The organism is Streptomyces sp. NPDC001851 (assembly GCF_040297165.1).
GTDB lineage: Bacteria > Actinomycetota > Actinomycetes > Streptomycetales > Streptomycetaceae > Streptomyces.
The window spans coordinates 50465-65665 of record NZ_JBEOYR010000002.1 but is presented as its reverse complement, the minus strand read 5'-3'; the positions used below and the strand labels follow the sequence as shown (position 1 = coordinate 65665).

Sequence of the window (15201 nt, the reverse complement as noted above, 5' to 3'; positions counted from 1 at the left end):
CGCGACCGGGGCCCCGGTCAGGACAGCTTCACCACGACGGTGCCGCTGTACCTGCGTTCCAGCAGCGCCACGAAGGTCTCGGGCAGCACGGCCACCCCGCCCTCGACGACAGTGTGCGGGAAGACGATCCGCCCCTCGCGCAGCCAGGCGCCGAACCGGGCGTTCCACTCCTCGATCTGGTCCGGCGTGTGCAGCGTCGCGAAACCGCGCAGCGTCAGTGACTTGGTGATGGCCGACATCAGCGCGAGCCGGGGATGACCGCCCGCGTCCGCACCGTGCTGCCCGGCCAGCGCCCCGCACAGCGCGAACCGGGCGCCCGGCGCCGCGACCTGGACCGCCGCCTCGAACTGCTCGCCGCCGACGTTGTCGAAGACCACGTCCAGCCCGTCCGGGGCCAGCTCCGCCAGCTGCTCGGCCACCGGACCGTCGTGGTAGTCGAACGCGGCGTCGAAGCCCAGCTCGTCCACCAGGAAGCCGGTCTTCTCCTTGGAACCGGTGCTGCCGATGACCCGGGCCGCGCCCTTCAGCCTGGCGATCTGCCCGGCCAGCGCGCCGACCCCGTTGGTGGCGCCGGACACGAACACCACATCGCCCTCGCGGACTTCCGCGGTGCCGACCATGCCGTGCCAGGCGGTCGGGCCCTGGGAGAGGAAGTACTCGGGCCCCGGCAGCAGCGAGCGGTCCCGCCTGAAGAACTCGTGGGCGGCGCCGACGGCGTACTCGCGCCACCCGTTGAAGTGCTCGACGAGATCGCCGACGGCGAGCAGGGGGCTGCGGGACCTGACCACCGTGCCCACCGTACGGCCCCACATGGCCACGCCCGGCTGGAACACCGGGATCGGCAGCCTGGTGTCCGGGTTCATCTGGTCCCGGGCGACCGAGCCCAGCGTCATCCAGTCGTTGCGCACGACGACCTGCCCCTCGCCGGGCTCGCCGAGCGGCGACTCGCCGGGCGCGAAGTGCTCCAGGGTGACGGGTCCTTCGGGGTCGGGATAGGCGGCGAGCCGGATCTCGCGGCTCGTCGCGGGCAGCTGCTCGGTGGTCATGAGTGCTCCTGGGAGTGCAGGTGGACGGGTAGGGCCAGCAGGTTGTGGTTCACGTCGCCCAGCCGCCAGCACAGCTCCTGTTCCGGCACGGCGAGCCGGGCGCCCGGGAAGCGCCGGGTCAACTCCTCGATCGAGACGGTCAGTTCGAGGCGGGCCAGCGAGGCGCCGAGACAGCGGTGGATGCCGTGGCCGAACGCCAGATGCCCGGGCCCCCCGCGCCGCAGGTCGACGTGGTCGGGCCGGTCGAACACCGCCGCGTCCCGGTTGCCCGAGGGGAAGGCGAGGAAGACCGCGTCGCCGGCCGGGACGGTGACGCCGCCGACCACCACGTCCTCGGTGGCGATCCTTGGCAGCCCCGAGGTGTCGTTGCCGTTCAGGTTGACCGTGCGCAGCAGCTCCTCCACGGCGGGCGGGATGTCCTCGGGATGCTCGCCGAGGTGTCGCCAGGCGTCGGGGTGGTCGGCCAGCAGGGCCAGGGTGAAGTTGGCGATCTGGCCCGCGGAGGAGTCGAAGCCCGCGCCGAGGAGGGTGAAGCCCAGGGCCACCAGCTCGTCGAAGGAGAGCCGGCCGGCCGCGGACGCGTCATGGCCGGTCCGGGCGCTGATCAGCGCGGAGAGTACGTCGTTCCCGGGGGTCTGCCGCTTGGCGGCCACCAGCCCCGCGATGTACTCGCCCAGCTTCCTGCCGCCCTCCGCGCTGTGCTCGGGCGGTGCCGACACATCGGCGAACCGGCGTACCCAGGCGTGGAACCGGCCCCGGTCCGCCTCCGGTACGCCGAGCAGTTCGCAGATCACGGTCATCGCCAGCGGCGCCGCGAAGGAGGCGACCAGGTCCACCGGGCCGCCGGTCTCCTTCGCCGCGCGTTCCGCGGAGTCCAGCAGCCGCCCCGCCAGCTCCCGTACGCGGGGGCGCATCGCCTCGATCCGCTCCGCCGAGAAGGCCTGCTCGGCCAGGGCGCGCAGCCGGGTGTGGTCCGGCGGATCGACAGAGATGATCATTCCGGGCGGCGCCTGGAAGAGCCCGTCGAAGCGAGGGGCCCCGGGGGCGTAGGCGGCGGCCCGGCTCAGCCGGGGATCTTCGAGGGCGGCCTTGATGTCGGCGTACCGGGTGACCAGCCAGGCATGCCCGCCGCCCTGCCACGCCACCCGCACGACCGGCCGCTCACCCCGCAGCCGGGCGAACAGCGGCGCGGGGCCCCGGTAACTGGACCCCGGGAAGGGGAAGGGAGGCAGCTCCTCGGTGGAGTGCACGTCCGGCACGATGACGACTCCTCGGTGGTGAAGCGCCCCGAAAGGGGCGCGGGGCTGGGTCCGTGTGCGGCTCCGCCGCGTGGGCGCGACCGGCCACGACGAAGCCGCACCTGCGCACTCAGCGCAACGGGCGGAAGAACGAGCGGAGTTCTTCCACGAGCAACTCCGGCTGCTCCAACGCCGGAAAGTGCCCGCCCCGCTCGTGGTCCGTCCAGCGCCGCAGATCCGCGAAGCGGGCCTCGCACCAGGCCCGCGGCATCCGCGCATCCTTGGGGAACACGGAAAGCGCCGCAGGCACCCGCACCGGTGCGAGCGCCATCTTGTTGTGGCTCTCCCAGTAGATACGGGCCGACGACGCACCCGTGCGGCAGAGCCACGCCAGGGTCACGCAGTCCAGCAGCGTGTCCCGCGGGATCAGCTTCTCCAGGTCGCCGTCGTGGTCGCTCCACGCCCAGTACTTCTCGGCCATCCAGGCCAGCTGGGCGACGGGGGAGTCGGTGAGGCCGTATCCGAGGGTCTGCGGGCGGGTCGCCTGGATCGCCGAGTAGCCGCCCTCGTTCTGCTGGAACTCCTTGAGCGCGGCGAGCCCGGCCAGATCCCTGTCGTCCAGGGCCACCTGCTCCTGCGGCGGCCTGGCGAACGGCATCGCCAGGTGGATGCCCGCCAGGTGAGCGGCGTCCGTCTCGCCGAGTACGCCGGTGAGGAAGGAGCCCCAGTCGACGCCGTGGGCCGCGTAGCGGTCGTAGCCGAGCCGGGCCATCAGCTCCGCCCAGGCCGCGGCCGTGCGCTCGATCGTCCAGCCGGGGGCGGACGGCTTGTCGCTGAAGGCGAAGCCGGGCAGCGAGGGGCAGACCACGTGGAAGGCGTCGGCCGGGTCCTCGGGGTGCGTCAGGGGCTGGATCAGGTCGAGGAACTCCACCACCGAGCCGGGCCAGCCGTGGCTGAGGAGCAGCGGCAGGGCGTCCGGGTGCGGGGAGCGCACGTGGAGGAAGTGCACGCCGAGTCCGTCGATCCCGGTGCGGAACTGGGGAAAAGCGTTCAGGCGGGCCTCGGCCGGCCGCCAGTCGTACCCGGTCCGCCAGTATCCGGCCAGTTCCTTCAGGTACGCCAGCGGTACGCCCTGCGACCAGTCGTCCACCGTCTCCGGCTCCGGCCAGCGGGTGCGGGCCAGGCGGTCCCTGAGGTCGGTGAGGTCCGCCTCGTCGAATGCCACGTGGAACGGCGTGACGTCCCTGCTCATCGCTGGGCCTCCCGGGTCGGTGCGTACTGGTGTCCCGCGGAGGCTAGGAGGGCCGGCTAGAGCACGGCTGGAACCGGCCGGCGGCGTACCGGTTCGAGAGCGGCGCGAGTGCTGCTGAGGCGGAGTTCCAGGGGCCGCTTGCAGCGTGCCCACTCCGACGAGGAGGAGCCGCGATGTCGACAGGCACAGGACCGTTGAACGGCCTGCGGGTGGTGGAGCTCGCGGCGATCGGGCCCGCCCCGTTCGCCTGCATGATCTTCGCGGACCTCGGGGCCGATGTGGTGCGGATCGACCGGGCCGACGGCGTCCGGTCGTTCGTGGACTGGCACGGGGAACTGGACCGTGGGCGCCGGTCGGTGGAACTGGACCTCAAGGACCCGGGCGACGTCGACTGGCTGCTGCGGCAGCTGGAGCAGTCGGACGTCCTGGTGGAGGGGTTCAGGCCGGGCGTGGCGGAACGGCTCGGTATCGGCCCGGAGGTCTGCCTGGGGCGCAATCCCCGCCTGGTGTACGGCCGGATGACCGGCTGGGGCCAGGAGGGCCCGCTCGCCCGCACCCCGGGGCATGACATCAACTACCTCGCTCTGACGGGCGCGTTGCACGCCATCGGCGAGGCCGGCGGGCCCCCTGTGCCGCCGGTCAATCTGCTGGGCGACTTCGCGGGTGGTGCGATGTTCCTGGTCGCCGGGGTGCTGGCCGCGCTGTACGAGCGGCAGACCTCGGGCCGGGGGCAGGTCGTGGACGCCGCGATCGTGGACGGGGCCGGCGCGATGCTCGGCATGCTGACCGCGATGGCCGACAGCGGGCAGTGGCGGCACGAGCGCGGGGTCAATCTGCTGGACGGCGGTGCGCCCTTCTACACCTGCTACGAGTGCTCCGACGGCGCGCATGTGGCCGTCGGCGCGCTGGAGGAACGGTTCTACCGGGCGCTGCTCGCGGGCCTGGAGCTGGATCCCGAGCGGCTGCCCGACCGGAGCGACCCGGTCAACTGGCCTTCGCTGCGGCGGGTGTTCGCCCGCCGGTTCGCCACCCGGAGCCGGGACGACTGGGCCCGCCGCTTCGCCGACACGGAAGCGTGCGTGACGCCGGTCCTCAGCGTCGCGGAGGCGGCCGAGCACCCTCACCACCGGGCCAGGGGCAGCGGACCCGCCACCCCGGCGCCGCGCTTCAGCAGGACTCCAGCGGAATTCGACTGACCGGGGTCATCCTGCCCGGTGGGCGACAGGTTTGCCCACCATCGCCCCACCCCACACCCATCCCCCAGACAACCCCCCCGAGTAATAGGAGAGGCCCCATCATGGCTATTTCGTCCGAACAGGCTCCGTCCGTCGAGACGGAGGTGGACAGCAGGACGGCGGGCGCGGATCCGACGGCGGGGGACAGGCCGCTGGACCCCCGGCGCTGGGCAGCCCTGCTGGTGCTGCTCGTCTCCGCCTTCCTGGATCTGCTGGACGGCACGATCGCCAATGTGGCGGCGCCCTCCATGCAGCGGGAGCTGGGTGCCGGGTACTCGGCCATCCAGTGGGTTCTGGTGGGCTACCAGCTCGCCTTCGCCCTGACCCTGATCCTCGGCGGCCGGCTCGGTGACATCTACGGCCGCAAGAAGATGTTCCTCGTCGGCGTCGCCGGATTCACCCTGTGCTCGCTCGCGGCCGGTGTCGCCCAGGAGCCGTGGCAACTGGTCGTCGCCCGGGTGGTCCAGGGCGCGTCGTCCGGTGTCATGGTGCCCCAGGTGCTGTCGATCATCCACGTCACCTTCAACGACAAGGAACGCGGCACCGCCTTCGCGCTGCACGGCCTGGTCGGCGGTCTCGCCGCGACGCTCGGTCTGGCCCTCGGCGGCCTGCTGGTGGAGTGGAACCTGTTCGGTCTCGACTGGCGTCTGGTGTTCCTGGTCAACGTGCCCGTCGGCCTGGTGGGTCTGGCGTACGGCGCCAAGGTCATCACCGAGTCGAAGGCGCCGCAGGCGCTGCGGCTGGACATCCGCGGTGTGGTGCTGCTGACCATCGGTTTCGTGATGCTGGTCTTCCCGCTGCTGCAGGGCCGGGAGCTGGGCTGGCCGGCGCTGGGCTTCGTCTCCATGGGCGCCTCGGTGCTGGTGCTGGCCGGCTTCGTCGCCTGGCAGCGCACCAAGACGCGCCGGGACAACTCGCCGCTGGTGGAGCTGGGCCTGTTCCGCACCCGCAGCTACTCGGCCGGCCTGGGGGTGAACCTGATCTTCTATGCGGGCATGGGCATGTTCACCATCGGGTGGACGCTGTACATGCAGGTCGGCCAGGGCTGGTCCCCGATGCGGGCCGGTCTGACCAGCCTCCCGTTCTGCATCGGCGCCTTCCTCACGGCCACCTCGTCCGTGATGATCCTGGTGCCCAAGTTCGGCCGCAAGGCGATGCAGGTCGGTGCCCTGGTGCTGATGATCGGCCTGGGCACGTACATCTGGGTGGCCGGCAAGTACGGCCACGACGTCACCTCCTGGAAGATCGCGATCCCGCTGTTCCTGGTCGGTCTCGGCTTCGGCACGGTGGCCACGCCGCTGCCGCTGATCGTCACCTCCGAGGTGCCGCACGAGCACGCGGGTTCGGCCTCCGGTGTGGTCAACACCAACACCCAGCTCGGCTTCGCCATCGGCGGCGCCCTGATCAGCGTGGTCTTCTTCGGCGGCATCGTCGGCAACACCACGGGCAACGTCGACCACCAACTGCCGCAGCTGCGCAAGGAGCTGGTGGCGAGCGCCCGGGTCACCCCGGGTGACGCGGACAGGATCGCCGCGGCCTACCGCACCTGCGCGATCGACCGGGCGAGCGAGAAGGACGCCTCCCTGGTGCCCGCGAGCTGCACCGTGCAGCCGCTGCGCGACCCGAAGGTGGCGCAGGTCGTCGGCACCTACGGCAAGGAGCAGGTCGGCGACTCCTTCTCCGACAGCTTCCAGACCCTGCTCAAGACCTTCATCGGGGTCACCGCCGCGGTGTTCCTGCTGATGTTCGCCCTGCCCAAGCGCCTGCGCCAGGAGCAGCCGGCGGGTGAGCCGGAGACCGCCCCGGCGTCCTGAACCGCCTCCGTGAGGGGCCGGACGGCAACCAGCCGCCCGGCCCCTCAGACATGCCCGGGCTGCAGCGCCCGGGCGTTCAACCCCCGCTCCGGGCCCTTTCAAGCCCCCGGCCCGAGTCTTGGCCCAAGCCGGCGCAGCGAAGTGCAGGCCCGACAGGAAGGAGGGACGATGGCGCGACAGAGCGGTTTCCAGCTCTACGACACGACCCTGCGCGACGGAACCCAGATGGCGGGCCTGGCCCTCACCGTCGACGACAAGCTCGCCATCGCGCGCAGCCTGGACGCCCTCGGCGTGGGGTTCATCGAGGGCGGCTGGCCCGGCGCGATACCGAAGGACACCGAGTTCTTCCGCAGGGCGCGCACCGAACTGGACCTCGGGGCCGCCCTGCTGACGGCCTTCGGCGCCACCCGCAGGCCCGACGTCGCCGTGTCCCAGGACCCGCAGGTGCGGGCGCTGCTGCAGGCGGAGACGCCGGTGGTGACGCTCGTCGCCAAGAGCCACACCGGGCATGTGGACCGGGCGCTGCGCACCACGCTCGCCGAGAACCTCGCCATGATCCGGTCCACCGTGCAGCACCTGGTGCTCGCCGGACGCCGGGTGTTCCTGGACGCCGAGCACTACTTCGACGGGTACGTCAGCAACCGCGAGTACGCCCTGGAAGTGGTGCGCACCGCCGCGGAGGCCGGCGCCGAGACCGTGGTGCTGTGCGACACCAACGGCGGTTCGCTGCCGGAGGAGGTCAAGGCGGTCGTCGCCGACACCATCGCCATGACCGGCGCCGCCGTCGGCATCCACTGCCACGACGACACCGGCTGCGCGGTCGCCAACACCATGGCCGCCGTGGACGCGGGTGCCGTGCACGCCCAGGGCACCGCGCACGGCTACGGCGAACGCTGCGGCAACGCCAACCTGTTCACCGTCATGGCGAACCTCGTCCTCAAACGGGGCCGTGAGGTGATCCCGCTGGAGCGGCTCGCGGAGCTGGAGCCCACCGGCCGGGCCATCACGGAGGTCACCGGGATCCCCGGCGTCCCCGCGGCCCCCTACGTCGGCGCGGCGGCCTTCACCCACAAGGCGGGCCTGCACGCCTCGGCGCTGCGCGTCGACCCCGGCCTGTACCAGCACATCGACCCGGGCCGGGTCGGCAACACCATGCGCGTCCTGGTCTCCGACATGGGCGGACGGTCCTCCGTGGAGCTGAAGGCCCGCGAACTCGGCTACGACGTCGGGGCCGGCTCGGAGGCGGTGGGCCGGGCCGCGGCCCGGATCAAGGAGCTGGAGAGCCGCGGCTACAGCTTCGAGGCCGCCGACGCCTCCTTCGCGCTGCTGCTGCGCGCGGAGCTGGCCGGGCACACTCCGCCGGAGCCGTTCGCCGTGGAGTCCTGGCAGGTTTCCCTGGACGGGGACGGGGACGGGGACGGAGGCGGTGCGCGGGCCTCGATGCGGCTGCGCGTCGCGGGGGAGCCGTGCACGGCCGGCGGCACCGGCCGGGAGCCCGTGCACGCCCTGGACGCCGCCCTGCACCAGGCGCTGGACCCCGTCTTCCCCGAGCTGGCCGGGCTGCGCCTGACCGGGCACACGGTCCGGGAACTCGCCGGGGACCGTACGACGCCGCCCTCGGTGCGGGTCCTGCTGTCGTTCCAGTGCGGTGAGCGGCGCTGGGGCACCGTCGGCGTGGACCGGCATGCGACGGGGGCGGCCCTGACGGCTCTGCTGGACGCCGTCCACTACGCCCTGTCCGACGCGCCGGGGCGGCGCGAGGACGCCGAGCGCCTGGTGGCCGCACCGGCCGGCTGACCCCTTCGAACCCTCTGGAGCGGCTGTGCGTGTGGAAGACATCTACCTGCGGGGGACCTCCGTACGTCTCCCGTCCCGACTGCGCATCGACGACGCCGTGGCCGCGGGCGAGTGCCCGGCCCGCCTCGTCGCCGCCACCGGCGCCGTCTCGGTGGCGTACTCCCCGGACGAGTCCGCCGCCGAGATGGCGGCGCACGCCGCCCGGACGGCACTGGCCCGCGCGGGCAGCGCCCCGGCCGACGTCGACCTGGTGCTGCACGCGGACACCTACCACCAGGGCCAGGACCTGTGGCCCGTGGCCTCGTACATCCAGCGGGAGGCCCTCGGCAACAACTGCCCCGCCCTGGAGATCCGGCAGATGTCGAACGGGGGCCTCGCCGCCCTCGACCTGGCCACCGCCTACCTCACGGCCGGCCACGGCCACGGCGACGCCCTGCTCACCTGCGCCGACCGCTTCTGCACCCCGGGCATCGACCGCTGGCAGACCGACCCCGGCACGCCCTACGCCGACGGCGCGTCGGCGCTCGTCCTGTCCCGGCGCGGCGGCTTCGCCCGCCTGCTCTCCCTCGCCCTGCACGCCGACCCGTCACTGGAACCCCTGCACCGCGGCGACGAACCGTTCACCAGAGCCCCGTTCAGCAGCCGGACACCCGTCGACTTCGAGGAGGCCAAGCGCGCCTTCGTCGGCCGGGTGGGGATGTCGTACGCCATCACCCGGGCGCACGCCGGACAGCAGACCGTGCTCAAGCAGGCGCTCGCCGACGCCGGCATGGAACTCGGAGACGCCCGGTGGGTGGTGCTTCCGCACTTCGGGCGGCGGCGGCTGCAGTCCATCTACTACACCCCGTTCGGCATCGAACCGGAGCGCACCACCTGGGAGTTCAGCCGGACCGTCGGCCACCTCGGCGCCGGAGACCAGTTCGCGAGCCTCGACCACCTGCTGGTCTCGGGCCGGGCGGCCCCCGGCGACCGCTGCGTCCTCGTGAGTGTCGGAGCGGGCTACAGCTGGGGCTGCGCCGTCGTCGAGATCACCGAACGCCCCGACTGGGCGGGCGCCGAGGGGGCCTGACGCCGTACCCGGCCCGATGTGGCCGGTCTCCACCCGCCGTCGAGGAGCGCTCCAGGCGGCTGTGCCACTCTGCTGATCGCCGTCCCGGACGGCACGACCCGAAGGAAGGACCCGCCGTGGCGACGACCGTTACGAGCGAGACACCGGACACCGCCCCCGTCACCGGAACGCATCTGACGGAACACGCCGTCACCGTGGCGGCGCCCCCGGAGACCTGCTACGCGCTGGTGGCCGACGTCGCCTCCTGGCCCCAGGTCTTCGGGCCCACCGTCCACGTCGAGGTGCTGGAGGAGAGCCGGGACGACAGCGGCGCCGGCGAGCAGCTGCTGCGCATCTGGGCGATCGCCAACGAGCAGGTCCGCACCTGGACCTCCCGCCGCACCCTCGATCCGCACTCCCGTACCGTCACCTTCCGCCAGGTGGTCCCGGCGGCCCCCGTCGCCTCGATGGGCGGCACCTGGCGCATCGAGTCCCTGGAGGACGGCACGACCCGGGTGGTGCTGCTGCACGACTACCGCGCGGTCCACGACGACCCGGAGGCCGAGCAGCTCATCGAACGCGCCGTCGACCGCAACAGCGTCGCCGAACTCGCCGCCCTGAAGAACGCGGCGGAACTCGGCGAGTCCGCGGACGAACTCCGGTTCACCTTCAGCGACTCCGTGACGGTCGCGGGTGCCGCGGGCGACGTGTACGCCTTCCTGGACCGTGCCGACCTGTGGCCCGAACGGCTGCCCCACGTGGCGCGGCTCGCGCTCACCGAGGACGAACCGGGCATCCAGCACATGGACATGGACACCCGCAGCCCGGACGGCTCCCTGCACAACACCACCTCGGTCCGGGTGTGCTTCGAGGACCGCGGGGAGATCGTGTACAAGCAGCTGCGGGTACCGGTGGCCATGCGCGTGCACACCGGACGCTGGACCATCGAACCGTCGGGCGACGGGGAGACCCTCACCGTCACCTCCTGGCACACGGTGGTGCTCGACCCCGAGGGAGTACGCTCCGCGCTCGGCCCCGACGCCACGCTCGCCGAGGCCCGGGCCCTGGTCCGCAAGGCCCTGGGTACCAACAGCTCGACCACCTTGCGCCATGCCAAGCACTACGCGGAGGACGTGCATGCCGGGACGTGATCTCACCGGACCCGTCACGATCATCAACCGATTCGAGGTCAAGGGCGACACCGACAGGTTCGAGCGGCTGTTCCGGGAACACTCCCAGTTCCTGCGCCGCCGCACCGACTTCGACTTCCTGGTGACCGTACGCCTCACGGACCATCCGCACGTGTACGTCCACCTGGGGCACTGGCGCACCCTGCGCGCCTTCCGCGACACCGTGCACGACGAGACGTTCCTGGGCCATGTCGAACGTCTGGAACCGCTCGTCGAGACGGAGGTCGACCAGGCCGTCAGCGTCGGCCGGGTGCTGCGGGACAGCGCGCGGCCCGGCACCGAGAGCGTCGCCCTGCTGCGCGCCCGGGTCGGCGGGGACTGGCGCGCCTTCGAGCGGCGGTTCGCCGGCCTCGCCGACCGCCTCGGCGAAGCGGGCGGCTTCGGCGGCAGCGACCTGCTGCGCTCCCTGCTGCGCCCCGCCCTGTACACCGGCGTGCTGTGGTGGCGGGACGCCGAGTCGCTGGAGCGGGCGCTGGACAGCGAGCCGGTCCGGGCGGCCCGGCAGGAGCTGGAGCGAGGCACCGAGGTCGTGCTGGAGCGGACCCGGCACGTGGCCTACGAACGCGTGATCGACTGAACCGTTCCGGGGCGTGCGAGCCCAGCGGTGACCGAGCCGAGGACCTCCTGGTCCTCGGCTCGGTCGCGTTCGGGACGCGAGGACGGCTCTAGCCGCCGCGTGCACGCTGGTGCCATGACCGACGAGACGCACATCACCGTGGTGCGCGGCCGTCCCGACGCCGCCGAACTGGCCGCCGTCACCGCCGTGCTGCTCGCCCTGACCCGCCGCGACCGCGAGCCGGACCAGGAGGCGAAGGCGGCGTACGCGGACTGGACCGTCAAGAGCGCGGGTCACCGGACGCCGTCCTGGCCGGGGAGATGACCGGCGGACCACCACCACCTGTCGCCCCGGCGCACGCGAGCGACACCACGACACCGAAAGGGGAGGGCGTTGACCGGCCACCGGACCTTCACCGACATCGTGCGGAGCAGAGTCGCCGCGGCACCCGACCGTGAGGCGCTGATCGTCCTCACCGAGCGGGACGGAGCGCTGCGGCCTCGGACGCTCTCCTACGCCGAACTCGACCTGGCCGCCCGCACCGTGGCGGCCCGGATCGGACGCCACGCGGCCCCCGGGGACCGGGTGCTGATCCTGCACGAGTCGCCCGCCCTGTTCGGCATCGGCTTCCTCGCCTGCCTCTACGCGGGCGTGATCGCGGTGCCCGCCGCGCCCCTCGGTGCGCTCGGCCGGCCCGGGGAACGCATCGCGGGCATCGTCAAGGACTCCGGCGCCGGCTGCGTGCTCACCTCGCTCGCCGAGGCCCTCGACGTCACCCAGCTGCTGGCCCGTACCGGACACGGGCAGGTCACCTGCATCCCCACCGACGCCGACGTCACGTCCCCGGCGGACGGCGGCGAACCGTGGCAGCCGCCGCGGCGGGAACCCGACGACGTGGCCTTCCTGCAGTACACCTCCGGTTCGACCCGCGAGCCCCGCGGGGTGATCGTGACCCACCGCGCGCTGCTCGCCAACCACCGGGCGATCCACGCGGCCCTGGGCACCGTACCGGGCGGCAGGATCGGCGGCTGGCTGCCGCTGCACCACGACATGGGCCTGATCGGCCAGCTGCTGCACGCCCTGTGGCTCGGCGGCACCGCCGTCCTGCTCTCCCCGGTGGCCTTCGTCAAGCGCCCGGCGCACTGGCTGGAGACCATCTCGCGCTACGGCCTGACCGTGAGCGGCGCCCCCGACTTCGCCTACGACCTGTGCGTGCGCCGCGTCAACGACAGCCAGCTCGCCGGGCTCGACCTGTCCGGCTGGCAGGTCGCCGTGAGCGGCGGCGAACCCGTCAACTCGGCCACCATGCGGGCCTTCGCCGACCGGTTCGCCGCCGCGGGCCTGCGCGCCGAGGCGCTGGTGCCCGCCTACGGCCTGGCCGAGGCGACGCTGCTGGTCAGCGGCGACCGCACCACCTGCGCGTTCGGCACCCACGCGCTGCCCGCGCCGCCGGGTGCCGTCGCGCCGGAGCGGGAGGCCGTGGCCTGCGGCCGGCCCGCGGGCGTCGAGGTGCGCATCGTCGACCCCGACTCCCGCCGGGCGCTCCCGGACGGCCGGGTCGGCGAGATATGGGTGCGCGGCGAGTCGGTCGCGCCCGGCTACTGGGGCAGCCCCAGGGACAGCGCCGGCACCTTCGACGGGCGGATCAAGCACGGCGAGGGCGGCTATCTGCGCACGGGCGACCTCGGCGCCCTCGTCGACGGGCGGCTGTGCGTGACCGGCCGGATCAAGGACGTGATCGTGGTCGCGGGGCGCAACCTGTATCCGCAGGACCTGGAGCGCACGGTGCGCGAGGTCAGCGCCCTGTTCGGCTCCGGCACCGCGTTCGGGGTGCCCGGCGACCGTGAGCACGTCGTCGTGGTCCAGGAACTGCGGGCCCGCAGCCGCTACGGCGTCGACCTGGCCGAACTCACCGCGGGCGTGCAGCGGCGGCTGAGCGAGCAGTACGACGTGGCCCCGGGCGGTGTCCTCCTGGTCCGTCCCGGCACGGTCCGGCGCACCACCAGCGGCAAGCTGGAGCGCGCCGCGATGCGCCGCATGTTCCTCAACGGCGAACTCACCGCCCTGCACCAGTGGGTCGACCCGGAGGTGGAGCGCCTGATGCGACACACGGCCCCGCGAAAGGAACGCCGATGACGACAACGCCCCAAAGGGGCGCGGGGAACGGCGCGACCGGCCACGACGCACCCGCAGCCGCCCACGAACCTGTCACGGCACCCCGGACCGCGAACGTGAGGGAGCAGACCCGCATAGACGCCCTGGAGGCCGCCCTGGGCCCCATGGACGACCCCGAGAACCCGCTCGGCGCCGCCGCCCTGCTCGCCGCCGACGCCGCGGGCGAACCCGTCCCCGGTGCCGAGCGGGTGCTCGACGTGTTCGGCCTGAACGCGGAGTTCGTTCCGGTGGAGCTCGGCGGCCGGCTGAGCCGTATGGACGTCCTCGGCCGGCTCCTGCGCCCCCTGTTCCGCCGCGACGCATCCCTCGGCTTCGGATACGGCCTGAGCTGCTTCTTCGCCGCCGTACCGGTGTGGACCGCGGGCAGTGAGGCACAGCGCCGTTTCGTCGCCCGGCTGCTGCTGGGCGGCGACCGCGTCGCCGTCGCCCGGCACGAGGTGGCGCACGGCAACGACTTCGTCCGCGACGAGCTGACCGCCCGTCCCGCCGCCGACGGCGGCGGGGGTCTCTCGGTGAGCGGCAGCAAGACCGCGATCGCCAACGCGGCCCGCTCCCGCGGCCTGGTCGTCTTCGTCCGCACCTCGGACGCCCGGGAAGGGGGCCGCAGCCACTCGGTACTGCTCCTGGACCGCGCCGGCCATCCCGCCGACCGGATCACCGACACCGGGCGGCACTCCACCACCGGGATGCGCGGCGCCGAGTTCGGCGCCCTCACCTTCACCGACTGCACCGTGCCCGGCAGCGCGGTGCTCGGCCGCATCGGCGACGGCTACGAACTGTCGCTGCGCTCCTCGCTGCTGATCCGCGGACTCATCCCGTCGATCGTGCTGGCCGGCGTCGACACCGCGCTGCGCACGGTGGCCGCGTTCGCCACCCGGCGCCGCGCCGACGGCCGTTCCTCGCTCGACGTGCGGCACGTGCGCGACGTACTCACCGGCGCCTTCCTCGACCTGCTGCTCATCGACTGCCTGGCCCTGGTCGCCACCCGGTCGCTGCACCTGCTGCCGCGGCAGATGAGCGTGTACGCGGCCTCCGCCGCCTACCTCGCGCCGCGGCTCGCCGCCGAGACGATGGACGAGATGGCGGCGGTGCTCGGCGAGGAGAGCTTCGCGGTGAGCGGCACGTACGGGATGTTCCAGAAGCAGTTGCGCGACCTGCCCGTCACCTCGCTCGGCCACGCCGGCAGCGCGGGCCGCCAGGTCAGCATCCTGCCGCAGCTGCCGCACCTGGCCCGCACCGCCTGGTTCACCGAGGCGGAGGCGCCCGCCGCGCTGTTCCGGCCGCACGAGGACCTGCCGCCGCTGGACCTGCCGCGGCTGTCCCTGCTCGCCGACGGCGACCCGCTCGCCGCGACCCTGGTGGCCTGCACCGCGTGGCTGGAGTCGGCCGACCTCACCGTGCCCGGACGCGAGGACTGGCCGCTGCTGCGCGCGCTCGCCCGGGCCTTCACCGGTGAACTGCGCGAGCTGGCCAGGGCGTTCGGCGAGATCGACCCCGGCGACCGGGCCGCGCTGGCCAGCCCGCGCACCTTCGCGCTCGCCGACCGCTACACCCTGGTCCTGGCGGCGGCGGCCTGCCTGGGGACCTGGCGCGCCCAGACCGGCGCTCCGTCCGACGCGTTCCTGGCCGATCCCGCCTGGGCGTCCGCGGTGCTCCACCGCCTCGCCCGGCGCCTCGGCCTGGCCGTGCCCGGCCTGCCCCCGGAGCGGACGGGCGGGGCCGGTCCCGTCGCCGCCTGCGAGCAGCGGGTGCTCGCCGAGGCGCTGGACCGCCTGCACGGCCGCCGCAGCTACGACCTGTACGGCTCCGCGCTGGCCTGATCCGCCGGCGGAGGTATCCACCCGAGCCCG

At 73.3% G+C, this 15201-nt stretch carries 12 protein-coding genes; 9 read left to right on the top strand and 3 right to left on the bottom strand.

What is annotated here, in order from left to right; translation table 11 throughout:
- Positions 1 to 17 precede the first annotated feature (17 nt).
- The 3 genes from ABT171_RS03260 to ABT171_RS03250 form a co-directional block, all read right to left on the bottom strand.
- A complete protein-coding gene (locus ABT171_RS03260) occupies positions 18 to 1046 on the bottom strand; it encodes a zinc-binding dehydrogenase (RefSeq protein WP_351239246.1) in 1029 nt (342 codons plus the stop codon).
- Positions 1043 to 2305 carry a cytochrome P450 gene (locus ABT171_RS03255; protein WP_351239243.1) on the bottom strand — a complete coding sequence of 421 codons (1263 nt, stop codon included), beginning with the start codon at positions 2303 to 2305 and terminating at the stop codon, positions 1043 to 1045. Before ABT171_RS03255 ends, ABT171_RS03260 begins: the two co-directional genes overlap by 4 nt.
- Before the next feature lie 109 nt (positions 2306 to 2414).
- A complete protein-coding gene (locus ABT171_RS03250; protein ID WP_351239241.1) occupies positions 2415 to 3536 on the bottom strand; it encodes an epoxide hydrolase family protein in 1122 nt (373 codons plus the stop codon).
- A gap of 173 nt (positions 3537 to 3709) precedes the next feature.
- Between ABT171_RS03250 and ABT171_RS03245 the strand changes: the two genes are divergently transcribed.
- The 9 genes from ABT171_RS03245 (at position 3710) to ABT171_RS03205 (ending at position 15171) form a co-directional block, all read left to right on the top strand.
- Positions 3710 to 4732 carry a CaiB/BaiF CoA transferase family protein gene (locus ABT171_RS03245; RefSeq protein WP_351239239.1) on the top strand — a complete coding sequence of 341 codons (1023 nt, stop codon included), beginning with the start codon at positions 3710 to 3712 and terminating at the stop codon, positions 4730 to 4732.
- A 101-nt stretch (positions 4733 to 4833) separates the two neighbouring features.
- Positions 4834 to 6585, top strand: coding sequence for an MFS transporter (locus tag ABT171_RS03240; protein WP_351239237.1), 1752 nt, complete (start codon positions 4834 to 4836; stop codon positions 6583 to 6585).
- A gap of 168 nt (positions 6586 to 6753) precedes the next feature.
- Positions 6754 to 8382: a citramalate synthase gene (cimA, locus tag ABT171_RS03235; RefSeq protein WP_351239235.1), complete on the top strand. Its 1629-nt coding sequence runs from the start codon at positions 6754 to 6756 to the stop codon at positions 8380 to 8382.
- A 25-nt stretch (positions 8383 to 8407) separates the two neighbouring features.
- A complete protein-coding gene (locus tag ABT171_RS03230; protein ID WP_351239233.1) occupies positions 8408 to 9451 on the top strand; it encodes a ketoacyl-ACP synthase III family protein in 1044 nt (347 codons plus the stop codon).
- Between the two features lie 116 nt (positions 9452 to 9567).
- Positions 9568 to 10581, top strand: a complete 1014-nt coding sequence (locus ABT171_RS03225) for an aromatase/cyclase (RefSeq protein ID WP_351239231.1) — start codon at positions 9568 to 9570, stop codon at positions 10579 to 10581.
- Positions 10568 to 11197 carry an antibiotic biosynthesis monooxygenase family protein gene (locus tag ABT171_RS03220; RefSeq protein ID WP_351239229.1) on the top strand — a complete coding sequence of 210 codons (630 nt, stop codon included), beginning with the start codon at positions 10568 to 10570 and terminating at the stop codon, positions 11195 to 11197. The genes ABT171_RS03225 and ABT171_RS03220 overlap by 14 nt, the downstream gene beginning before the upstream one ends.
- A 114-nt stretch (positions 11198 to 11311) precedes the next feature.
- Complete coding sequence (locus ABT171_RS03215; RefSeq protein WP_351239227.1) at positions 11312 to 11500, top strand: acyl-CoA carboxylase subunit epsilon; 189 nt, start codon at positions 11312 to 11314, stop codon at positions 11498 to 11500.
- Positions 11501 to 11569: 69 nt separating this feature from the next.
- A complete protein-coding gene (locus tag ABT171_RS03210; protein ID WP_351239225.1) occupies positions 11570 to 13312 on the top strand; it encodes a fatty acyl-AMP ligase in 1743 nt (580 codons plus the stop codon).
- On the top strand, positions 13309 to 15171 hold the full coding sequence (locus ABT171_RS03205; protein WP_351239223.1) for an acyl-CoA dehydrogenase family protein: 1863 nt from the start codon (positions 13309 to 13311) through the stop codon (positions 15169 to 15171). Before ABT171_RS03210 ends, ABT171_RS03205 begins: the two co-directional genes overlap by 4 nt.
- Positions 15172 to 15201 lie beyond the last annotated feature (30 nt).

What these genes read in the sequence shown, in the direction of transcription:
- ABT171_RS03250 (WP_351239241.1), bottom strand. Translation starts at nt 3,536, where the DNA reads ATGAGCAGGGACGTCACGCCGTTCCACGTGGCATTCGACGAGGCGGAC.
- ABT171_RS03205 (WP_351239223.1), top strand. Translation starts at nt 13,309, where the DNA reads ATGACGACAACGCCCCAAAGGGGCGCGGGGAACGGCGCGACCGGCCAC.
- ABT171_RS03245 (WP_351239239.1), top strand. Translation starts at nt 3,710, where the DNA reads ATGTCGACAGGCACAGGACCGTTGAACGGCCTGCGGGTGGTGGAGCTC.
- ABT171_RS03220 (WP_351239229.1), top strand. Translation starts at nt 10,568, where the DNA reads ATGCCGGGACGTGATCTCACCGGACCCGTCACGATCATCAACCGATTC.
- ABT171_RS03215 (WP_351239227.1), top strand. Translation starts at nt 11,312, where the DNA reads ATGACCGACGAGACGCACATCACCGTGGTGCGCGGCCGTCCCGACGCC.
- ABT171_RS03260 (WP_351239246.1), bottom strand. Translation starts at nt 1,046, where the DNA reads ATGACCACCGAGCAGCTGCCCGCGACGAGCCGCGAGATCCGGCTCGCC.
- ABT171_RS03240 (WP_351239237.1), top strand. Translation starts at nt 4,834, where the DNA reads ATGGCTATTTCGTCCGAACAGGCTCCGTCCGTCGAGACGGAGGTGGAC.
- cimA (WP_351239235.1), top strand. Translation starts at nt 6,754, where the DNA reads ATGGCGCGACAGAGCGGTTTCCAGCTCTACGACACGACCCTGCGCGAC.